The organism is Pseudobutyrivibrio sp., from assembly GCF_015057185.1.
Lineage (GTDB): Bacteria > Bacillota > Clostridia > Lachnospirales > Lachnospiraceae > Pseudobutyrivibrio.
The window spans coordinates 56,220-78,322 of sequence record NZ_SVEV01000009.1; the positions used below are offsets into that span (position 1 = coordinate 56,220).

Genomic DNA, 22,103 nt, shown 5'->3' on the forward strand with positions numbered 1-22,103 from the left:
AGAAATCTTTTGTTTGACTTACTTGGAGGTGATAAAACAATTAGCTTTTGTTATCGTCAAGAAAATGAGTTAGATGATGCAACTGTGTCAAAGTTAGTGCAACACCCCATGCAGTATATGATACATACAATAAGCCAGACCCTAATTGCCAGTTTCTTAAGAAAGAAACAAGTGAAAATAATTGTATATGGTGTGATGGATGTACCCTATAACCATGGGTAAAAAACTTTGGTGCAAGAGAAGTCAAGAGGAAGGCTCCAAATACATAGATATTTTTGTAAAATGCTAATAGGAAGTGTTATAATTTTTTTATCTATATAATGTGCGCTAGAAGAATGAGGGGTAATAATGAAGGTAAATATTTACTATGGCGGGCGAGGTCTACTTGAAGACCCTACACTTTACGTAATTAATAAAATGGAGCAGGTGCTGACGGAGCTTCAGGTCGAGGTGAAGCTTTACAACATCTACGAACAGAAAAATGCAATTTCTATGCTTCCACAGACATTGAAGGATGCTGATGGAATCATTCTTGCTACCACAGTTGAATGGCTTGGAATTGGCGGCTATATGAATCAATTCTTGGATGCCTGCTGGCTCTACGCAGACAAAACAGCCCTTGCAACTACATATATGCAGCCTGTGGTTATGTCCACCACCTACGGGGAGCGAGAGGCAATGGTGACACTTGAGAATGCTTGGGAAATTCTCGGCGGCTTGCCATGCTCTGGTTTTTGCGGCTATGTTGAGGATCTCAAGGAATTCAGGGAGAATTCTGAGTATGCCCACATCATTGAGAAAAAGGTGGAGACACTTTATCGTACGATTTCTCAGCATACAAAGGGACTTCCTACCAGTAATCAGGCTGTTACACGCAGTATTTCTAGAACTCAGCAGCTGGAGCTTTCTCCACAGGAATCTGAGCAGCTTTCAAAATTTGTTTCCGATGACGAATATGTTCAGACCCAAAAGGCTGATATTGCCGACCTTAGCAATTTGTTTAGGGACATGATGGGCAAAAAACAAGAGGACAGTTCTAACGAATATATCAGTGATTTCACAGTTCACTTTGCCGGAAATAAGGAGTTCTATGCAAAGTACCTATTTATGATAGAAGGAAAGCAGCAGCCACTTTTTATTCACGCCAATGGACAGCAGCTGGATTGTCACTACGGCAAAGAGGAAAACATTGATGTATACATGAAGCTCACAAGTGGCATCATGGACAATATAGTAGCAGGTCGCGAGACCTTCCAGAGGGCTTTTTCAGTGGGAGATATGACGGCAAAGGGCAATTTCAAAACCCTTAGGATGCTTGATGAAATTTTCCCATTTTCAAATTAGTTAATACAAATGGAGGATAACGATATGAAGGACAACAACTGTATTTTTTGTAAATTAGCAAATGGAGATATTCCTACAAATTCTATTTTTGAAGATAATGATTTCAAGGTAATTTTGGACGCAGACCCAGCTACAAAGGGCCATGCTCTTATTTTGCCAAAGAATCATTTTGCAAACTTATTAGAGGCAGATGATGATGTGCTTGAGAAGGCATTGCCACTTGCTAAAAAGATTGCAAATAAGATGAAGGCAGAGCTTGGTTGTGCAGGTGTCAACATTGTACAGAATAATGGAGAGGCAGCAGGTCAGACAGTTCACCATCTCCACATTCACGTTATTCCTAGATATGAGGATGACCCAGACAAGACTATCTGCGGATGGAGCCATCAGTCATTCTCTGAGGAGGAGACAGCTGCTGTAGTTAAAAAGCTTTCTATGTAAATTGCATAATTTGTCTAAGCACGGTGGAGGTAGGTTATGAAAAAGAGATTAGTTAGTGCCCTTTTGATGGGAACACTTATAGTTAGTTTATTCGGAGCTTGTGGAAATGGTGATTCTGAGGTGGAGGAACCACAGCAGAATCAGGAGGAGCCACAGGAGAATCAAGAGGAGCCACAGGAGAAAAAGCCTGTAGATGCTAATGTGGAAGTTATTGGAGGTATGGGCGAGTTCAATAGCGCGCTTGTTTCTTATATCGAGGAAAATGGCTTTGAGAATCAAAACTACATGATTTCTCCAACCTCCTACAGGGCAGCTTTGTGCCTTGCTACTGCTGGTGCAAATGGACAGACGAAACAGGAGCTTTTGGATGCTCTGAAATTTGAAAGCGAGGACCAGATGAATGCATGGTATTCAATGGTCTACAATGAGACTGTAGAATTTCAGGATAGCATTCAAGAAGAGATAGATTACTTAGAAGAACTTGAAAATGATGAAGACCTCAGAGATATGTATTCTCAAGTGGGCAATGGTCAGCCAGATGGGGCATTCAAGCTTGTAAATTCAATCTGGGCCAATGAAAGCGGAAACTGTGAATTTACAGACGAATACATTGAAAAAGTAGATGAATTATATTCAGCGACAGCTGATTCTAGACCAGCAGACCAATTGACAGATGCTATAAACGAGTGGGTAAATGATTCGACAAATGGTCAGATCTCAAAAATCTCAGATGATTTATCACAGGTGGATTTAGCATTGATAAATGCCTTATATTTGCGTGCTGGCTGGAAAGATAAATTCTATGAAGATGCCACAGAAAAGGGCAAGTTTACAACGTTTGATGGAGCCACAACTCAAAAGGACTTCATGTGTAGACAGGATGACATCCTATATTATGAGGAAGAAGGCGGAAAGCTTATTATTCTCCCTCTTGATTACGGTGTAAAATCTGCATTTATCCTCGGGGAAATATCCGATATCGACAAGGCATTATCTGAGGCTACAGAGCTTGAGGTGGATGTTCGACTTCCAAAAATCGATATGGAAAGCGAATTTGGCAAAGAAGAATTAATTGGATTTTTACAGGACCAGGGTGTAGAATTAGCTTTCAGAGATGATGGCTCAGCAGATTTTTCTATCATGAGTAATCTGCCAGTTTACATTGATGATATCATCCAAAAAACAAAGATAAAGACAGATGAGGATGGCATTGAGGCAGCTGCTGTAACTATTGTTGCCATGATGGAGGCTACAGCTGCGATGCCTGAGGAACAAGAGGTCAAGGAATTCTATGCGGACGAGCCATTCCAATTCTTGATTTATACAGACCTTGAAAATAGTGAGAATGAGATTCTCTTCTATGGACAGGTAGTAGAGTAATATTAGAAAAGAGATTTTATATGAAGAAAATAGTTATGACTGGCGGCGGTACAGCCGGTCATGTAACACCAAATTTAGCATTGCTACCATTTTTAAAGGAGGCAGGCTACGAAGTATATTACATCGGTTCCTACACAGGAATTGAGAAGAAATTAGTAGAGAATGCTGGAGTTACCTACTATGGTATTTCATCAGGTAAGCTCAGACGTTACCATGATTGGAAGAATTTTACAGACCCATTTAGAGTAATAAAGGGCTTTTCTGAGGCCAACCAGCTATTAAAGCATTTGAAGCCAGACGTAGTATTTTCAAAGGGCGGATTTGTATCAGTGCCAGTTGTTATGGCAGCAGCAAGACAACATATTCCAGCAATTATCCATGAGTCTGACATGACTCCAGGTCTTGCTAATAAGCTTGCAATACCATTTGCATCAAAGGTATGCTGCAATTTTCCAGAGACAATGCAATATTTGCCAGAGGGCAAGGCTGTACACACAGGCTCACCTATTCGTCAGGAATTATTTAGTGGTGACCGCAAAAGAGGCCTTGAATTTACAGGATTTAATGAGAACAAACCTGTAATTCTTATTATGGGCGGCAGCATTGGCTCAAAGTTTATAAATAACGCAGTTTGGGATTCTCTAGATACACTTTTACAGGATTTCCAGATTGTTCATTTGGTCGGAAAAGGAAATATCAACAATGACCTTACTGGTAAAGAGGGTTATCAACAATATGAGTTCATTAGTGAACAGCTGAATGATATTTTTGCTATGACTGACCTTATGATTAGCCGTGCAGGAGCTAATTCAATCAGCGAAATTTTAGCATTAAAGATACCGAATATTCTAATTCCACTTTCTGCTCAGGCCAGCCGTGGTGACCAGATATTAAATGCACAAAGCTATGAAAAACAGGGCTTTTCTACTGTTTTACAGGAAGAAGAATTGACAGGAGAATTGTTAATTTCTTCAGTAAAAAAGGTCTACGCAGACAGAGAAAATATCAAAGAAAAAATGGAATCAAGCCATTTGTTAGATGCAAACAAAACAATCCTTGATTTGATTACAGCTTTGAACAAGTAACAGATATTCAATGGAGAAAAATATGAAGATTCTAATTGTTGACGATGAAATATTTGCAAGAAGAACCCTTCAAAGATTGTTAACTCATGACGATGATTCTATAGAGATTATTGAGGCCGAAGATTGTTATGACGCGTATGCAATGTATGAAGAATTTAGGCCGGATCTTGTAATAACAGATATCATGATGAAAGGTGGAATCGGTGGCGAATGGCTTATCGAGAAAATCCTTACATTAGATAAAAATGCAAAAATAATTGTATGCTCTGGACGTCAAAAAACAGAGCTACTTAAGTACAAGCTAATGGGTGCGAAGCATTGTCTTCAAAAACCTGTAAAATACGATGAATTATGGGAATGTATTAACGATATTTTGTAACAAAAATCGCTAAATTTGACAAAAAATCGTAAGAATGCTATATTACCTTTTGTAACAAAATTGTAATAACTTATTATTTTTTGTAAGAAATAAGAAATTCAACAATGGAGGCTTATGATTAAATTTAGCGATAATCTTACTGCAATGTACATAAAAAACAGAAAATATATTAACAAGTGTACCATGCAGGGAGTGGCTCTTTTAGCAGCATCATCCCTTTTAGTTGCCGGAGCAATTGAGAATGCACCAGACAATCAGGCATATACTGCTTATTATGATATGGAACCAGCAAAAACAGCAGGCGTAGCTTCTGCAGTTTCTAGTGTTCAGCTTTCATCAGGAGAGTCAGACTTAGTTTATGAGTCAGCGGATGTTACAGTCGTTGCGGCTACTACTGATCAGGTAGAGCCAGACACTAGTGATGAATATGACGAGTGGGCAGACAAGGTCATGGCAAATGTAGATGAATATCTTTACATTCGCGCCGAGGATGACCAGAGTGCAGAGGCTATCGGAAAGCTTCGCGCTGGTGATGTTGCTACACTTGTTGATGTTTTTGATGGTTGGTACGAGATTGAGTCAGGTAATGCTCATGGATTCGTATCAGCAGATTACTGTGTAACAGGAATCGAAGCATACAACCTTGCAATGGATGTATGTTCTACATATGCTACAACAGACGTAGCTGGTCTTCGCATTAGAGAGGACGCATCAGAGGATGCCAAAATCCTCAAGGTCGTTCCACAGGGAACAAAGCTTACTGTTAATTCTGACGCAGAAGAGATTGATGGTTGGGTAGCTGTATCATATTCTGGTACATCAGGATATGTAAAGGCTGACTATGTCCAGGTTGACATGGTTACAGGCGAGGCAATCACTCTCGAGGAAGAGGCAGAGGCTATCGCAGCAGCAGAGGCAGCTGCAGCAGCTGCAAAGGAGCAGGCTGCTCAGGCAGCAGCTCAGAACCAGGCTGTTATTGATTCAGCAGATGATGTTACACTTCTTGCAGCAATCATCCAGATTGAGGCAGGAAATGAGATGTACGAAGGACAGGTAGCTGTAGGCGCTGTTGTTATGAACAGAGTATACAGTGGTTCATATGCAAACTCAGTTAGTGGTGTTATTTTCCAGCGCGGACAGTTTGCTACATCACGTATGTCATCAGTTATCTCTAGAGGAGTTAAATCTTCTTGCGTACAGGCTGCTCAGGAAGCAATGGCAGGCTCTGATCCAACTGGCGGACTTACACACTTTAGACGTGCAGGTTCAAAGGAAGGTCTCATTATCGGAAACCATGTTTTCTACTAAAATGATTAAATAAACATATAGCCAGTGTATCTGTTTGCTATATTGATTAATAATTATTGAATATTTTATAGCTCTTGGTATTTACCCAAGAGCTATTTTGGTATATAATGCATAATAAATCACTATTAATGTATATTTATGCAATGAAAATGGAGGTACGTTATGGACTTAAAGGGAAAAAACTTTTTGAAAATGTTGGACTTTTCAACTGAAGAAATCAATTATCTTATTGATTTGTCGTTAAGACTTAAGGATGAAAAGAAAAAAGGTGTATCACAGACTAGCTATATGACTGGCAAAAATATTGCCCTTATTTTTGAAAAGACGTCTACACGTACCCGTTGTTCATTTGAAGTAGCTGCACATGACATGGGGGCTCACGTTACATATCTAGACCCATCAGGTTCTCAGATCGGCAAAAAAGAATCAATCGCTGATACAGCTCGCGTATTAGGTCGTATGTACGACGGTATTGAATATCGTGGCTTTGAGCAGGAAAAGGTAGAAGCTCTTGCTAAGTATGCCGGGGTGCCAGTATGGAACGGACTTACAAATGAGTCTCACCCTACACAGATGATTGCCGACATGATGTCTATTAAGGAAAAGTTTGGCAAATTAAAGGGAATAAAATTTGTATATATGGGTGATGCTCGTTATAATATGGGTAACTCACTTATGGTTACTTGCGCAAAGCTTGGAATGGATTTTGTGGCATGCACTAACAAGAAATATTTCCCAGAGGAAGCTCTTGTAGCAAAATGCCAGGAAATCGCAAAGGAGACAGGTGCAACAATTACTTTAACAGAGGATGTTGCAGCAGGCTGCAAGGATGCAGATGTAATCTATACTGACGTATGGGTTTCAATGGGAGAGCCAGCAGATGTATGGGCTGAGCGAATCAAGGATTTATCTCCTTATCAGGTAAACGCTGAGGCTTTCTCATATGCTAAATCAACAGCAGTATTTATGCATTGCCTTCCAGCATTCCATGATTTAAATACAACAATTGGCAAGGAAATATATGAGCAGTTTGGTATCGACTGTATGGAAGTTACCGACGAAATATTTGAAAGCGAGCGTTCAATAGTTTTTGATGAAGCTGAAAATCGTATGCATTCAATCAAGGCTGTTATGTACGCAACATTAGGAAATGCTTAAAGAAATTACTTACGAATACTATGAATCTGTTGATTCTACCAACGACAGAATAAAGGAACAAGCTAGACTAGGAGCTGAGGAAGGACTTGTTATTTCCGCTGGCCATCAGACTGCAGGCAAGGGAAGAATAGGCAGGAAATGGGAATCACCTACCCATGATTCTATTTCCACATCAATGCTGCTTAGACCTAGCGACATCTCATTGGAGGCAATCCCTACCATTACAGTGGTTGCAGCCATGGCAGTAAGAGACGCAATTAGCCGTCTTTATGGATTAGAGGGCCAAATCAAATGGCCAAATGACATTGTATTGAATGGCAAGAAAATATGCGGCATTCTCACTGAAATGGAAATGCGCGAAAATAAGGTTTGGTACGTTGTCGTTGGAATAGGTGTTAATGTACACAATAAAAATTTCCCTGAGGAAATAGCTTTTAAAGCCACTTCAGTAGATTTAGAGCTTGAGAAAACTACAGGCGGAGTTGGACATAGAAGCCAACTTACAAAAGAGATATGGATAAGTTTTCAAAAGTATTATAATATTTTCATCGAGACTCAAGACATGTCAGGACTCAAGGAAGAATACGAAAGATATCTTGCCAACAGAGGAAATCGTGTTAGAATAGAGGCTCAGGAAGATTCTTATGAGGCAATCGCTCTTGGTATCACAAACAGGGGTGAGCTCATAATTGAGGTAGAAGGAGAGGAAAGGATTGTTCGCACTGGAGAGGTTTCCGTGCGAGGAATATACGGATACACCTAATGGAAGAAGAAACAGTTTTGTGCGGCGCCAGCTGCTACACTAAGAAATTTTATTTGAATCCGGAATTTGAGGGACTTCCACCTATGATAAAGGACGAGCTCAAGGTTATGTGTGTCCTTTACACAGAGGAGGTCAGCGGTACTATTCAGATGATTTATGATGAGGATGGTACTCTTCGAATCGAGGTTGACCACAATGAGGACGATTTATTGTATGATGAAATCGGCTCGGCTCTTGAGGTTAAAAGAATGCAGCGTGAGCGCATGGAGTTATTCGAGGCGCTTGAGACATATTACAAAGTAGTTTTTCTAGGCGAGGGAATGTAAATGTTACTTACAATTGATGTTGGAAATACAAATATTACAATGGGTGTTTTTGATGGTTCAGACTTATTAGGAAACTTCAGAATCACTACCAAAATTAATCGTACATCGGACGAATTTGGAATCACTATCCGTGAAATACTTCGTTCCAACGATTTGGATTATTCAAATATTGATGATGTTATCATCGCATCTGTTGTACCAAACGTAATGCATTCTCTTACAAGTTCAATCATAAAATATTTTGATATTCAGCCAATCATTGTTGAAGCAGGAATTAAGACAGGCATTAGAATTGCAACAGAGAATCCAAAGCAGATTGGTGCAGACCGTATCGTAGATGCAGCAGGTGCTTATGAGCTTTACGGTGGCCCAGTGCTTGTTATTGATTTTGGCACAGCTACCACATATGACCTTGTAGATGACAAGGGTGCATTTGTATCAGGTGTTACAGCACCAGGTATCAGAATCAGTGCCAGGGCTCTTTGGGAGGATGCTGCAAAGCTTCCAGAAATTGAAATTAAAAAGCCTGAAAAGATTCTTGCTAAGGAGACAATTTCTTCTATGCAGGCTGGTCTTGTTTATGGACAAATTGGTCAGACAGAATACATTGTCAAAAACATGATTAAAGAGAGTGGCTACGAAAATGTAAAGGTTGTTGCTACTGGTGGATTGGGCAATTTGATTGCTAGCGAGACACAGTGCATCGATATTTACAATCCAAACCTTACTCTTTACGGTATGAAATTTATTTACGATAAGCAAAAGAGATAATGATAGAAAAATTACAAATCGGAAACGTAACTTTAGATAATAATTTAATTTTGGCTCCAATGGCAGGCGTAACAGACCTGCCATTTCGCTTGCTCTGCAAAGAACAGGGTGCAGCACTTTGCTGCATGGAAATGGTTAGTGCCAAAGGTATTTTATACAACAACAAAAACACTGAGAGCCTTCTTACAGTAGACGAAAGAGAGCGACCAGTTAGCTTACAGTTGTTTGGCTCAGACCCAGAGATAATGGGAGCAATGGCTGCCAAAATTGAGCATAGAAACTTTGATATTTTAGATATAAATATGGGCTGCCCCGTGCCAAAGGTTGTTAATAATGGCGATGGCTCCGCTCTTATGAAGAACCCAGTGCTTGCGGGAAAAATCATCGAGAGCATGGTAAAGGCAATTAAAAAGCCTGTCACTGTCAAAATCAGAAAAGGATTTGATGATGACCATATTAATGCTGTTGAGATGGCCCATGTGGCAGAAGAGTCAGGTGCAGCAGCAATAGCTGTTCACGGCCGTACCAGAGAGCAGTTTTATTCTGGAAAGGCAGATTGGAGCATTATTGCAGATGTAAAATCAGCAGTTAAGATTCCTGTTATTGGAAATGGTGACATTCTTGATGCAAAGGATGTTATTGCAATGAAGGAACAGACAGGCTGCGATGGCTTTATGATTGGTAGAGGTGCTCAGGGAAATCCTTGGATTTTCCATCAGATTCTCCATTACTTTGAGACAGGAGAATTGATTGGAAAACCACCAATGGAAGAGATGGTGCAGACCATGCTACGCCACGCAAAGCTTCAAATAGAATTCAAGGGAGATTACCTTGGAATCAGAGAAATGAGAAAGCACGCAGCATGGTATACAGCAGGCTACAAGGGAGCAAGCAAATTAAGAGGTCGCATTAACGATGTGGAATCCTACGAAGAGCTAGAGCAGTTATTTAATGAGTTTCTAGAAACATACTGCTAAGTTATTTTGAATATTCTATGAATAGTTTTAGGACTCCTTGACATCAATATGTGTGTGGCTTATAATTCACTAAGTTATTGAAATTTATGAGTTTTTGCATTGCAAAGCTCTTAGACAAATATATCCGAAGGGGAAAGGAAAATAATATGGAAGCTAAGAAAAATTTACTTACAGCTGAAGGACTTAAAATATTAGAAGACGAACTTGAGGATCTCAAGGTCAATAAACGTAAAGAAGTATCTCAGAAGATTAAGGAAGCCAGAGAGCAGGGCGACCTTTCAGAGAACGCAGAGTACGATGCAGCTAAGGATGAGCAGAGAGATATCGAAGCTCGTATCGAAGAAATCGAGAAAATCCTTAAAAATGCAGAAGTAGTTACAGAAGAGCACGATACAAAGAATATCAACATCGGTTGGACAGTTACACTTCTTGACGTAGAGTTCAACGAGGAGACAGAGTACAGAATCGTTGGTTCTACAGAGGCAAACAGCCTTAGTGGCAAGATTTCAAACGAATCACCAGTAGGAAAGGCAATCATTGGTCACAAAAAGGGTGATACAGTAGTTGTTGAAACAGAAGCTGGTGAAATCCAGTACAAGATTCTTGCTGCAAAGAAGTCTAAGTAATATCATTAGGAACTATTAATGTCGCAATCCGATTTTGGGTTGCGACTATTTTTTTACTATCAAGGAGGGACCAAATGCTAGCAAAAATTAAGAAAAAATACATAGGAGATAAAGCTTTCTATAAGAGATATATCTTCCTTGCGACACCAATGATTATCCAACAGGCCATCACAAATTTTGTCAGTTTTTTGGATAACCTTATGGTAGGACAGTTGGGACAGGAAGCTATTTCTGCAGTTGCCACAGTTAACCAGTTGAACTTCGTTTTTTCATTAGCAGTTTTTGGGGCAGCTTCAGCAGGTAGTATATACGGAGCACAGTATTTTGGAAAAGGTGACCACAAGGGCCATATGTATACATTCCGTTTTAAGCTATACGCTACTTTGTTAGCTACATTTATAGGAATCATTTTGTTTAAGGCCCAGGGAAGTAACTTAATATCACTTTTCCTGACAGAAAGCGAAGGGGCTTCACCGGAGCTAGCACTTGAACTTGGACTTCAGTATTTAGGAATAATACTAGTTGGTCTTATTCCATTTGCTGTTAACCAAGCATATGCCACAAATATCAAAGAGACCGGTCAGACGGTAATTCCGATGTTGGCAGGTATGGTAGCAGTTGCTACTAACGCATTCTTAGATTACTGCTTGATATTCGGTTTTGGCCCATTTCCACAGATGGGAGTTCAGGGTGCTGCCTTGGCCACTGTAATCGCAAGATACATAGAATGTGCTATCGTAGTAATCTGGGCACATACACACAAAGAATTAAATAGATATCTTGAGGGAGCTTATATAGGTTTTGGTTTGCCTCGAAAGGTATTTAACCAGATTTTAATCAAGGGTGCGCCACTTATGGTAAACGAGGTGCTTTGGGCAGCTGGAGTTAGTGCAGTTACACAGAGCTATTCTGTTCGAGGAATGAATGTCCTTACAGCACTTAGTATTTCAAATACAGTAGGAAACCTATTTAACATTGTATTTATTCAGCTTGGTGCTTGCATCAGTATTATTGTTGGTCAGTATCTAGGCTCAGGAGATTTGGAAGAGGCCAAGGATGCAGACAACAAAATGATTGCATTCAGCGTTTTCTGCTGTACAATCATGGCAATCATCATGTTCGCAATTGGTGGATTATTCCCACGCATCTACAATGTAGACCCAGAAATAAGACATCTTGCAACACGCCTCATAGCAGTAGCAGCATTATGGATGCCATTCTGTTCGTTTAGCCATTGCTCATATTTCACCCTTCGTTCAGGTGGAAAGACACTGGTTACATTTATATTCGATTCAGTGTTTACATGGGTAGTTATGGCACCACTTGCATATGTGCTTGCACACTTTACAGGACTTGGCATCGTTTGGGTATATTTCTTCGTTCAGGGTACAGAATTAATCAAAAACATCATGGGATACTTTATGGTCAAGAGTGATGTTTGGCTTGTGACGATGGTTTAGAAATGTAAAAATATCAATTTTTACATTTCGTACATGGCAGGATTTTGGACTAAAAGTACAAAATCATGTCTGCCGAAGGCAGATTTAAAAGCATGTTTCCTTGGCATGCTTTTAAACCTATAACCTTGACACTCAGAGTTTTCTAGGTCTATAATTAAAAGACTTTTGAGTATTTACTAATCTAAATTAATATATATGAAATAAAAAAGGAGACAATATGGCAGAGCAGGATACAAACCAGTTATTAAAGGTTCGTCGAGAAAAGCTTGCTGCACTTCAGGAAGCAGGCAAGGATCCATTTCAGATTACAAAGTTTGACCAGACACATCATACTGATGAGGTAATCTCACTTTATGAGGAGCATGAGTCAAAGCTTTTAGCAGGACGTAGTGCTGTTAACACAGATGGAATGGATGAAGAGGCTGCAAAGCAGGCAATTAATGACGATTACAACGAGCGCCGTTCTATTATGGACGCACAGCCAATTCACGTTAGCATCGCAGGACGTATGATGTTCAAGCGTGTTATGGGAAAGGCAAGCTTCTGCAATATTCGTGACCGTAAGGGAGATATCCAGGTTTACGTTGCCAGAGATGCAATCGGAGAGGAGCCATACGCAGATTTCAAGAAGTCTGATATCGGTGATATTTACGGTATCAAGGGATGGGCTTTCAGAACAAAGACAGGTGAGATTTCTATCCACGCTGAGGAGATGACATTACTTTCTAAGTCACTCCAGATTCTTCCTGAGAAGTTCCACGGACTTACAGATACAGATATGAGATACCGTCAGCGTTACGTTGACCTTGTTATGAACAAGGAGTCACGTGATGTATTTGTTAAGCGTTCACTTATGATGAAGGAAATCCGTAATTTCCTTGCAGAGCGTGACTTCATGGAGGTTGAGACACCTATTCTTGTTTCAAACGCAGGTGGTGCAGCAGCTCGTCCATTCGAGACACATTACAACTCTTTAAATGAGGATGTTAAGCTTCGTATTTCTCTTGAGCTTTACCTTAAGAGACTTATCGTAGGTGGTTTCGAGCGTGTATACGAAATCGGTCGTGTATTCCGTAACGAGGGTGTTGATACTCGTCACAATCCTGAGTTTACACTTATGGAGCTTTACCAGGCATACACAGATTACGAAGGCATGATGGAGCTTACAGAGACTATGTTCCGTCGTCTTGCTGAAAAGGTTGTTGGTTCTACAAAGATTTCTTACAACGGAATCGAAATCGACCTTGGCAAGCCATTCGAGAGAATGACAATGACAGACGCTGTAAAGAAGTTTGCAGGCGTTGATTTTGATACTATTGCTGATGATGAGGCAGCAAAGGCAATTGCTCGCGAGAAGGGCGTAGAGTTTGAGGACCGCCACAAGAAGGGTGATATCCTTAACCTCTTCTTCGAGGAGTTCTGTGAGGAGAATCTTATCCAGCCTACATTTATTACAGACCACCCAATCGAGATTTCTCCACTTACAAAGAAGAAGCCTACAGACCCTACAAGAGTAGAGCGTTTTGAGCTCTTCATTAATACATGGGAGATGTGTAACGCATACTCAGAGCTTAATGATCCAATCGATCAGCGTGAGCGTTTTGCAGCACAGGATGCTAACGCAGCAGCAGGTGATGACGAGGCTGAGCATACAGATGAGGACTTCCTCAATGCACTTGAAATCGGTATGCCACCTACAGGCGGTATCGGTTATGGTCTTGACAGACTTTGCATGCTTCTTACAGATAGCCAGGCTATCCGTGACGTGCTTCTCTTCCCCACTATGAAGAGTCTTGATGCACCAAAGAAGAGCACAGCTGCAGCAGATGACAAGAGCGGATTCTTTGCTCCTAACTCAAGCATTGATTTCTCAAATGTAAAGATTGAGCCACTTTTCGAGGAGCAGGTTGATTTTGAGACATTCTCAAAGTCTGATTTCAGAGCTGTTAAGGTTAAGGCTTGTCAGGCAGTACCTAAGTCAAAGAAGCTTCTTCAGTTCACTCTTGATGATGGTACAGGCACAGATAGAACTATCCTTTCAGGTATTCATGAGTTCTACGAGCCAGAGGAATTAGTTGGTAAGACACTTGTAGCTATTACAAACCTTCCACCACGTGCAATGATGGGTATCGAGTCTTGTGGTATGTTACTTTCAGCAGTTAACAACCTCAAGGATTCAGACGGTGAAGAGCTTCACCTTCTTATGATTGATAACCACATCCCAGCTGGTGCTAAGTTGTATTAAAATAAACATAATATTATTAATGGAGAGTCCATCAATTTTGATGGGCTCTTTTTTTCTGCCATGATTAGCAAAGTGTGTAATTATATTTTCGGGTTTAAAGTTCTAAAGTTTAAAGTGCTAATGCATTGTATTTCCTTTGTTCAAAAGACATTTGTCTTATGGAGAAATACAGTTTGTCATGCTATAATGGTCAAGCTGTGCGTGAAAATAATTAAATACAGAATAAATTTATAAAAGGAAGTAAGTAATGAAAGAAGAGAAAAAATTAGGGCTTATGTCCCTCATACTGATGATTTTTACATCAGTTTACGGTTTTAACAACATTCCAAGATCCTATTACTTAATGGGTTATGCAGCTATTCCTTGGTTTGTTATTGCAGGTATTTTATTCTTTATTCCATTTGCCTTCATGGTAGCAGAGTTCGGTTCTGCATTCCGTAAGGAGACAGGTGGTATGTACTCATGGATGTGCAAGTCAGTTGGACCAAAGTACGCATTCATCGGTACTTTTATGTGGTACACATCATATGTACTTTGGATGGTAAATGTATCATCAGGTATCTGGGTACCAGTATCAAACGTAATTTTCGGAGAGGATAACACAGCCACTTGGTCATTATTTGGCTCACACTTTTTATCTGGCTCTAGACTTCTTGGTCTTATGGCAGTTATCTTTTTCATTGTAATCACATATTTTGACTCAAAGGGAATCGACAAGATTAGCACAGTAACTTCTGTTGGTGGTACAGCAGTTCTTACAATCAATATTCTTGTAGTTGTAGGATCAATCGTAATGATTATCGCTCGTGGTGGACAGCTTCAGCAGCCATTTGCTGGTCTTGAGTCACTCAAGACACCTCTTAACGTTGCTTACCAGGGCAATCCTATCATGATTTTATCATTTATCGTTTATGCACTTTTCGCATACGGCGGAATCGAGGCAGTTGGTGGTCTTGTTGATAAGACAGAGAACCCTAAGAAGAACTTCCCTAAGGGTATCGTTACAGCAGCAATGGTTATCGTTGTTGGTTATGCACTCCTTATCATGCTCGTAGGTTCATTTACAAACTATAGCGAGATTCTTGGTAGCGACAATATTACACTTGGTAATGTTTCATACGTAATTATGTCAAACTTTGCGGCAGAAATCGGTGCAGCATTTGGCGCTACAGAGGCTACTCAGGTTGCACTTGCTCACGGCTTTGCTAGAGTATATGCTCTTATTATGCTCCTTGCACTTATGGGTGCTATGTTTACACTTGTTTATTCACCACTTAAGCAGCTTATTGATGGTACAGAGAAAGAGCTTTGGCCTGGTAAGATGGGTGAAATTGCAGAGGACGGCATGCCAAAAAATGCTATGTGGATTCAGTGTGCTATCGTTTGCGTAATGGTGCTTTTAGTATCATTCGGTGGCGACACAATGCAGCAGTTCTTCTTAATTTTAACAGCAATGGTTAACGTTGGTATGACAGTACCTTATATGTTCATCTCATTTGCTTTCCCTAAGTTCAAGAAGATGAAGGATGTAGACCGCAGCTTCGTTGTTTACAAGTCACAGACTTCAGCAAATATCTGGGGATATGTTGTTACATTAACATTACTTTTTGCAAACGCATTTGCTATTATCCAGCCAGCACTTGACGGTGATTACAAGACAACATTCTGGTCACTCAGTGGTCCTGTTATCTTTGGTCTTGTAGCATGGGCAATCTACACACGTTACGAGAAGCGAGTTGCTTCAGGCAAGATTGCTGCAAAGGATTCAGTTGAGAATGCAGATTCAGCAAAGGATGTTGCTGCTCAGGCAGAATAATTAAATAATCGTTCTTGGGGTAGTTGTTACTACCTAGGACATGAATAATAGAATGGTCAGACTTCGGTCTGGCCATTTTTTATGTTACATTGGGGTTCGCACTAGCAAGGGAATTTTCAGAATAAATTCGAAACATTCTGTGAACTCTGGGTAATAGTCCTCACAAATAATGTAAAATAACAATGAATAACTATCCGGACAGGTAGGTGCCAATGAGAAAATATAAATTTAAGTTGGTGACAAATTATATAGCGCTATTTAGAAAGATTGTAGAAGGTATTTGTGCTGAGCTAAATTCTAAAAATGGTAATTTGGCAAAAGCTAATGAGTATTTACAAACACTTCAGGCAAAGGCCATAGAGCTCGGTGAATATATCGAGGGAGAGGAAGGCTTGGGTCATGCCACTGTCCATGTGCTAGAGGAATTCTGCGAGGTAATATATGAAGTTAATGAAGATGTACTTAGCGAGCATGGGCTGTCGGGAGAGTCAGCAAGGAATATATTAGATAGTGCGATTAATAAGATTGAAAAGAGTGCTAATGAGGATATAGAGATACAGAGGCTAGCTGTGTTTTTACCTTACAAAGCCAGTATGTGGGATTCTCTAGAGAGCGTATGGATGGCTGCGGATGCCGACCCTACTTGTCGCGCCCTTGTAATTCCTATTCCATACTTTGATATTAATCCTGACAGGACAGTAAAGAGTGAAAACTGGGAGGGAGATTTATTCCCAGATTACGTGCCAATAACCCCATATCAGGATTTTGATTTTGGTGCAGAGCATCCGGATATGATATTCATTCATAATCCATATGATGATTGTAATTTGGTTACTTCAGTACACCCATTTTTCTATTCTGATAAGCTTAAGAAATTTACGGATTGTCTAGTATATATTCCATATTTTGCAACTTCAGGAGCAATGAGCGAGGCTCAGTCACTGCTGCCTGCTTATCTTAATGCGGACTATATAGTAATTCAATCAGAGAAGTTTAAGGGATTTTATGATGAAAGAGTTCCACGAGAAAAGCTATTACCTTTTGGTTCGCCTAAGTTTGATAGTGTAATAAGAAAATGCAAGAATCCACCAGAGCCACCAGAGGAATGGAAGGGCAAAATGGCTGGCAAGAAGGTTTACTTCTATAATACCAGTTTAAATGGCATGCTTGCCGACACAGAGTCATTCATGAAAAAAATGGTTTACGTGTTTGATACCTTTAGAGGTCGAGAAGATGCATGTCTATTATGGAGACCACATCCTTTGTTTGAGAAAACTTTAGGAAATATGCGTCCTGAATTCTTGCCTGTTTATCAAGATATTAGAGATAAATATATTAAAGAAGGCTGGGGAATCTATGACACAACACCAAGCATAGAGAATACCATAGCCCTATGTGATGTTTATATTGGAGATGCTGCCACAAGTGTGACATCTCTGTTTGGCGTGGTTGGAAAGCCATTATTTATCTTGAACAATAAATTACATTCACTTCCACCTGATGATTTGTGGAAATTTGCTGGTGGACCACCTGCAATTCAATTGTTAGACGGTAGTTGGCACAAAGATGTGGGATTGTTGGGAAATAGATTATACCGTCGTGATGGTGACAAAGAGAATTTTATCTATGATAGAACGTTAGATTTCCCAGCAAGTGGCGGATATTATACATTTCCATATGAGTATAAGAAAAATAAACTATATGTATTCCCTACTAATGCCCAGGATATCTATGTGGTAGAGGGACCAAAAGAACGCAAGATAGCATTATCTAGAAAAACAGATCGAGCTGGGGCTTTTTCAGGCGTTTCATTCTATGAAAATTTGGCAATAATATGGGCAATGAGATACCCGGATATTGTTATTTTTAATATGGAAACTGAGCAGGTATTTAATATAGGTGACATTGGTACTTTTAACGTGGCAGTGATGCCTGATTTAGAGCGCTTGCAGGCAGTAAGAATTTATTACAAAGACAGGATGTATATATTCAGTAATGATGGCACAAAGGTGTGCGTTTTAGATTTAAAGAACGTTACAGCGGAAATCAGAAACACTGGAATAACCGGACTATATTTCGCTGCAGGAGCAAGACGAATTGATGATAGGACAATGTGGCTGATTCCATATGAAGGAGCAAAGGTTGTAAGGTTTGATATGGAAACATTCAAATCAAAGGAGTACGACCTTTATCTGGAAGGCATGGATGGCTGGGATAGAAGAAATAAAACCCACAATTTCATCAAGTTTTTCTCAAGTGCAGCTGTTTTAGATGATAGAGTCATATTCAGTCCTATGTGGGGGAATATGTTTGTAGAGCTTAATCCTGAAACAGGTGAAGTAAAGGAATGGGAGACTCCATTTGAGATAACATTTGAGGATATAAATGATTATATGCCAAATGGCGGAATAGGCGTCTTCGGAAAGGATGTTTTAAAGGACGAGTATAGATACTATTATTATCCGAAGAACCAGATATTCAAAATAGATTTAGACACAAAAGAAATAGAGCAAATCAAGTATGGCAGTTATTCAAAAGAGGATATTTATAGTCTTGAAGAAGGATATCATCCAATCTCAGAATGGATGAAGTATTGTTGCTGTGAAGGACAGTACAATACGCTCAAAGATTTGCTTGATGATAATATCACGGGAAATAAGCATGAAAAATTAAAGCAATTGGAGGATTATGCCGATATCAATAGTAGTATAGAAGGCGATTGTGGCGAAAAGGTATATTGGTACTTGAAATAAGGCACGAAGCCTTAGTGAGGAGTGCTTATGAAAAAGGTTATAACTTACGGAACTTTTGATTTGTTCCACGAAGGTCATTATAAGTTGCTAAAGAGAGCAAAAGAGCTTGGGGACTACCTTATTGTAGGTGTCACCACGGAGACCTATGACCGTTCAAGAGGAAAATTGAATGTAGTTGATGACCTTATGACCCGCATTGAAAATGTACGAAAGACAGGCTTTGCTGATGAGATTATTATAGAAGAAACTATTGGTCAGAAGGTTAGCGATGTTCTCAAATACAAAATTGATATTTTCACTGTAGGTAGTGATTGGACCGGCGTATTTGATTATATGGAGGAGTACTGCGAGGTCGTTTACCTAGAGCGTACAAAGAATGTTTCTTCTACAATGCTGAGAAACGAAGCATTTCACATTCAGAGAATTGGCATAATCGGAAATGGCAGAATAGCAGGCAGATTTATATCAGACGCAAAGAGCGTATCTGGTGTGAACGTTCAGGGGGTGTACAATCCACATTCTGATAGTGCAAAGAAATTTGCGAAAGAGCATGATCTTAATTTTTATAAATCCTTAGATAAAATGTATGAGGACACTGATATTATTTACATCGCTGCTCCTCATGAGACGCATTATTCCTACATCAAGGATGCTTTAGAGCATGACAAGCATGTAATCAGCGAGAAGCCTCTGGTATTTAAGGAACAGCAGGCGAAAGAGCTTTTTGATTTGGCAAAAGAACGAGGTAAGATTCTCATAGAAGGTATCAAAACTGCATATTGCCCAGGTTTTACAAAGCTTATTGATGTGGCCTGCTCTGGTTTGATTGGAGCAGTTAGATATGTGGAGGCATGCTTCACAAAGCTAGAGGACCCGGATACTAGAGAACTTACAGATTTGAAATATGGTGGCAGCTTCACAGAGCTAGGCAGCTATTGTTTGCTTCCTATAATCAAGTTGTTTGGCACTGAGTACGAGAATGCCACTTTTGAAAGTATCCGAAATGAGGATGGGCTAGATATATTTACAAAATGTAACCTCACATTCAAGCGTGGAATGGCTACAGCCACTTGTGGATTAGGTGTCAAAAGTGAAGGTAGATTGTTGATAGCCGGTACCCGAGGATACATAGTTGTTGATGCACCATGGTGGAAGACCACATACTTTGAGGTTCACTATGAAGATCCAAATCTAGTTGAAAAGTATTCTGAAAGATTCCTTGGCGAAGGTTTAAGATACGAGATAGCTGATGCCCTTAACCAGATTAATGGAAATGGCAAGAGCGAATTTAAGCTTACTCGAAAGGAATCTATTGCCATGGCGTCTGTTATGGAGAAATTTTTGGAGCATGAGAATAGAGAAAAAGTAGTACAGGTTAGTTTCAAGAATATTTCAAGAGATGCAGGTGAAGTAATTAGTGGACTAGGTATATAGAATGATATGAAAGCAGATAAGAGATGGTGATGAGCCATCTCTTTTTATGTATTTGGAATAATTGCAAAACAATTAAATTGATGGTAGTTTTGAGTAAAATAATAATCATTTTGATGGTGATTAGATATTAATGATGATTGTATGTTATAATCGTAAATACGAAGCAGCAATTCATACGAGGAGATATTAAAAAATGGGCAAATATTTAAACCCAGGTAATGCAGGGTTTACACAAATTACAAATGGAAACTATGTGGATAAGACCGGATTAATCGGTCTTATTAACGAATCTATCAATACACCACAAAAGTTGACTTGCGTAAGTAGACCTAGACGATTTGGAAAATCATTTGCTGCCCAGATGTTATGTGCATATTATGATTGCACTTGTGACTCTGAATCCTTATTTAACGGGTATGAAGTAGCCAAGACAGCGAGCTACAAGGAATACCTTAACAAGTTTAATGTTTTATATTTAGATATTACAGGCTTTATTTCGAATTTAAAAAGCAAAGAAAGAGAATTAAGAGAGATTGTATCTGATATCACAGAAGCTATAAAACGTGAATTAGTGGAGGACTATCCGGAGCTAGAAGCAATAACAGAGTTGATAGATTGTTTGATTGGTTATGCAGAAAAAAGTAGTAAACAGTTCATCTTTATTATCGACGAGTGGGACTCTGTAATCAGAGAAGGTAAAAATGATGAGAAAATCCAGATAATATATTTGAATTTATTAAGAGAATGGTTTAAAAATGGAAATTTTACACCTCAGGTAGTAGCTGCTGCGTACATGACAGGAATACTCCCTATAAAAAAAGATGGGACAGAATCAGCTATATCAGATTTTATGGAGTATACTGTTTTAAATCCTGGAAGATTTGCTAGATACACCGGATTTACGGAGACAGAAGTAAAGTGTCTTTGCGAGGAGACTAATCAGAATTTCGAAAAGATGAAGGAGTGGTATGATGGCTACTCATTTATACAAGAGGATTCTATTTATAATCCATATTCTGTAATGTCCGTAATTAGAATGCAGAATTTTGAATCATTTTGGCAGAAAACATCTGCAGCAGAATCATTGCCGACATATATAAATCTAAACTTCAATGGCTTACAGGATGACATTATTAGATTAATAGCTGGAGAGAATATTGAGGTAAATGTTAATGGTTTCGCAAATGATGTGGAATCGTTTAAAACAAAAGATGATGTACTCACTTTGATGGTTCATTTAGGATATTTGGCATATAATTCTTACGATAGAACTGTAATGATACCTAACAAAGAAGTAAAAACAGAATTTGAAGATTTAATAAAAAATGCTGACAATACAAAGCTTTGTGAGCTTGTTCAAAAATCAAGAAAGCTCCTTCAAGATACAATTGACGGAGACGAGACTTCAGTGTGTAAAGGAATAGAAAAGATAAGAGAGTCATCATATGCACCCACATTTTATAATGATGAGCAATCTTTAAGATACGTAATTAAATTTGCATATATTGTATGCGTTGATCAATACGTACGTGTCGAAGAATTACCGTCAGGGAAGGGTATAGCTGATGTGGTATATATTCCGAAAAAGAATTCAAACTTGCCAGCGTTGGTCGTGGAATTGAAATGGAACAAGACAGAGGATGCAGCTATAAAACAAATAAAAGAAAAAAATTATCCAAGTGTGATAAAAGATTTTGATGGCGATATAGTGTTAGTCGGAATCAATTATGATGAGAAAAATAAAACTCACACATGTAAAATAGAGAGAATATCTTAGGGATTGATTTGTAATAAAACTTGCATATTGAATGCTGCATTACGATATTGCTATAAATCA

At 39.3% G+C, this 22,103-nt stretch carries 18 protein-coding genes; all 18 read left to right on the plus strand.

What is annotated here, in order from left to right; genetic code table 11:
• Window positions 1–348 precede the first annotated feature (348 nt).
• The 18 genes from E7276_RS05140 to E7276_RS05225 all read left to right on the plus strand — a co-directional run bounded on the left by E7276_RS05140 (window position 349) and on the right by E7276_RS05225 (window position 22,043).
• Entirely contained in the window at window positions 349–1,344 is a 996-nt protein-coding gene (locus E7276_RS05140) for an SCP2 sterol-binding domain-containing protein (protein WP_294214571.1), read from the plus strand.
• A gap of 24 nt (window positions 1,345–1,368) precedes the next feature.
• A complete protein-coding gene (locus E7276_RS05145) occupies window positions 1,369–1,785 on the plus strand; it encodes an HIT family protein (protein ID WP_294214572.1) in 417 nt (138 codons plus the stop codon).
• A gap of 36 nt (window positions 1,786–1,821) precedes the next feature.
• Window positions 1,822–3,165, plus strand: a complete 1,344-nt coding sequence (locus tag E7276_RS05150) for a serpin family protein (protein ID WP_294214575.1) — start codon at window positions 1,822–1,824, stop codon at window positions 3,163–3,165.
• A gap of 20 nt (window positions 3,166–3,185) precedes the next feature.
• Entirely contained in the window at window positions 3,186–4,250 is a 1,065-nt protein-coding gene (locus E7276_RS05155; RefSeq protein WP_294214578.1) for an undecaprenyldiphospho-muramoylpentapeptide beta-N-acetylglucosaminyltransferase, read from the plus strand.
• Window positions 4,251–4,272: 22 nt separating this feature from the next.
• Window positions 4,273–4,629 (plus strand): response regulator transcription factor, encoded by a 357-nt coding sequence (locus tag E7276_RS05160; protein ID WP_294214581.1) that lies wholly within the window; start codon window positions 4,273–4,275, stop codon window positions 4,627–4,629.
• 114 nt (window positions 4,630–4,743) lie between these two features.
• Complete coding sequence (locus E7276_RS05165) at window positions 4,744–5,937, plus strand: cell wall hydrolase (RefSeq protein WP_294214584.1); 1,194 nt, start codon at window positions 4,744–4,746, stop codon at window positions 5,935–5,937.
• Window positions 5,938–6,099: 162 nt separating this feature from the next.
• Window positions 6,100–7,095 (plus strand): ornithine carbamoyltransferase, encoded by a 996-nt coding sequence (gene argF / locus E7276_RS05170; RefSeq protein WP_294214586.1) that lies wholly within the window; start codon window positions 6,100–6,102, stop codon window positions 7,093–7,095.
• Window positions 7,088–7,858 (plus strand): biotin--[acetyl-CoA-carboxylase] ligase, encoded by a 771-nt coding sequence (locus E7276_RS05175; RefSeq protein WP_294214589.1) that lies wholly within the window; start codon window positions 7,088–7,090, stop codon window positions 7,856–7,858. Before argF ends, E7276_RS05175 begins: the two co-directional genes overlap by 8 nt.
• Window positions 7,858–8,184, plus strand: a complete 327-nt coding sequence (locus E7276_RS05180; RefSeq protein WP_294214591.1) for a DUF6145 family protein — start codon at window positions 7,858–7,860, stop codon at window positions 8,182–8,184. The genes E7276_RS05175 and E7276_RS05180 overlap by 1 nt, the downstream gene beginning before the upstream one ends.
• Window positions 8,185–8,955, plus strand: coding sequence for a type III pantothenate kinase (locus E7276_RS05185; protein WP_294214593.1), 771 nt, complete (start codon window positions 8,185–8,187; stop codon window positions 8,953–8,955).
• The gene (dusB, locus tag E7276_RS05190; RefSeq protein WP_294214597.1) at window positions 8,955–9,932 is read left to right on the plus strand and encodes a tRNA dihydrouridine synthase DusB; all 978 of its coding nucleotides are present in this window, start codon (window positions 8,955–8,957) and stop codon (window positions 9,930–9,932) included. Before E7276_RS05185 ends, dusB begins: the two co-directional genes overlap by 1 nt.
• Before the next feature lie 146 nt (window positions 9,933–10,078).
• On the plus strand, window positions 10,079–10,558 hold the full coding sequence (gene greA / locus E7276_RS05195) for a transcription elongation factor GreA (protein WP_294214600.1): 480 nt from the start codon (window positions 10,079–10,081) through the stop codon (window positions 10,556–10,558).
• Between the two features lie 74 nt (window positions 10,559–10,632).
• Window positions 10,633–12,018, plus strand: coding sequence for an MATE family efflux transporter (locus tag E7276_RS05200; RefSeq protein ID WP_294214601.1), 1,386 nt, complete (start codon window positions 10,633–10,635; stop codon window positions 12,016–12,018).
• Window positions 12,019–12,235: 217 nt separating this feature from the next.
• Entirely contained in the window at window positions 12,236–14,263 is a 2,028-nt protein-coding gene (lysS, locus tag E7276_RS05205; protein WP_294214603.1) for a lysine--tRNA ligase, read from the plus strand.
• A gap of 247 nt (window positions 14,264–14,510) precedes the next feature.
• Window positions 14,511–16,079 (plus strand): glutamate/gamma-aminobutyrate family transporter YjeM, encoded by a 1,569-nt coding sequence (gene yjeM / locus E7276_RS05210; protein ID WP_294214605.1) that lies wholly within the window; start codon window positions 14,511–14,513, stop codon window positions 16,077–16,079.
• Window positions 16,080–16,291: 212 nt separating this feature from the next.
• Window positions 16,292–18,832 carry a hypothetical protein gene (locus tag E7276_RS05215; protein ID WP_294214607.1) on the plus strand — a complete coding sequence of 847 codons (2,541 nt, stop codon included), beginning with the start codon at window positions 16,292–16,294 and terminating at the stop codon, window positions 18,830–18,832.
• Window positions 18,833–18,859: 27 nt separating this feature from the next.
• On the plus strand, window positions 18,860–20,266 hold the full coding sequence (locus E7276_RS05220) for a Gfo/Idh/MocA family oxidoreductase (protein ID WP_294214609.1): 1,407 nt from the start codon (window positions 18,860–18,862) through the stop codon (window positions 20,264–20,266).
• Window positions 20,267–20,459: 193 nt separating this feature from the next.
• On the plus strand, window positions 20,460–22,043 hold the full coding sequence (locus E7276_RS05225) for an AAA family ATPase (RefSeq protein WP_294214611.1): 1,584 nt from the start codon (window positions 20,460–20,462) through the stop codon (window positions 22,041–22,043).
• Window positions 22,044–22,103: the final 60 nt, after the last annotated feature.

Coding starts and splice junctions, on each gene's coding strand:
- E7276_RS05150 (WP_294214575.1), top strand. CDS start 1,822: ATGAAAAAGAGATTAGTTAGTGCCCTTTTGATGGGAACACTTATAGTT.
- E7276_RS05145 (WP_294214572.1), top strand. CDS start 1,369: ATGAAGGACAACAACTGTATTTTTTGTAAATTAGCAAATGGAGATATT.
- E7276_RS05215 (WP_294214607.1), top strand. CDS start 16,292: ATGAGAAAATATAAATTTAAGTTGGTGACAAATTATATAGCGCTATTT.
- lysS (WP_294214603.1), top strand. CDS start 12,236: ATGGCAGAGCAGGATACAAACCAGTTATTAAAGGTTCGTCGAGAAAAG.
- E7276_RS05160 (WP_294214581.1), top strand. CDS start 4,273: ATGAAGATTCTAATTGTTGACGATGAAATATTTGCAAGAAGAACCCTT.
- E7276_RS05180 (WP_294214591.1), top strand. CDS start 7,858: ATGGAAGAAGAAACAGTTTTGTGCGGCGCCAGCTGCTACACTAAGAAA.
- argF (WP_294214586.1), top strand. CDS start 6,100: ATGGACTTAAAGGGAAAAAACTTTTTGAAAATGTTGGACTTTTCAACT.
- yjeM (WP_294214605.1), top strand. CDS start 14,511: ATGAAAGAAGAGAAAAAATTAGGGCTTATGTCCCTCATACTGATGATT.
- E7276_RS05200 (WP_294214601.1), top strand. CDS start 10,633: ATGCTAGCAAAAATTAAGAAAAAATACATAGGAGATAAAGCTTTCTAT.
- dusB (WP_294214597.1), top strand. CDS start 8,955: ATGATAGAAAAATTACAAATCGGAAACGTAACTTTAGATAATAATTTA.
- greA (WP_294214600.1), top strand. CDS start 10,079: ATGGAAGCTAAGAAAAATTTACTTACAGCTGAAGGACTTAAAATATTA.
- E7276_RS05140 (WP_294214571.1), top strand. CDS start 349: ATGAAGGTAAATATTTACTATGGCGGGCGAGGTCTACTTGAAGACCCT.
- E7276_RS05185 (WP_294214593.1), top strand. CDS start 8,185: ATGTTACTTACAATTGATGTTGGAAATACAAATATTACAATGGGTGTT.
- E7276_RS05175 (WP_294214589.1), top strand. CDS start 7,088: ATGCTTAAAGAAATTACTTACGAATACTATGAATCTGTTGATTCTACC.
- E7276_RS05220 (WP_294214609.1), top strand. CDS start 18,860: ATGAAAAAGGTTATAACTTACGGAACTTTTGATTTGTTCCACGAAGGT.
- E7276_RS05155 (WP_294214578.1), top strand. CDS start 3,186: ATGAAGAAAATAGTTATGACTGGCGGCGGTACAGCCGGTCATGTAACA.
- E7276_RS05165 (WP_294214584.1), top strand. CDS start 4,744: ATGATTAAATTTAGCGATAATCTTACTGCAATGTACATAAAAAACAGA.
- E7276_RS05225 (WP_294214611.1), top strand. CDS start 20,460: ATGGGCAAATATTTAAACCCAGGTAATGCAGGGTTTACACAAATTACA.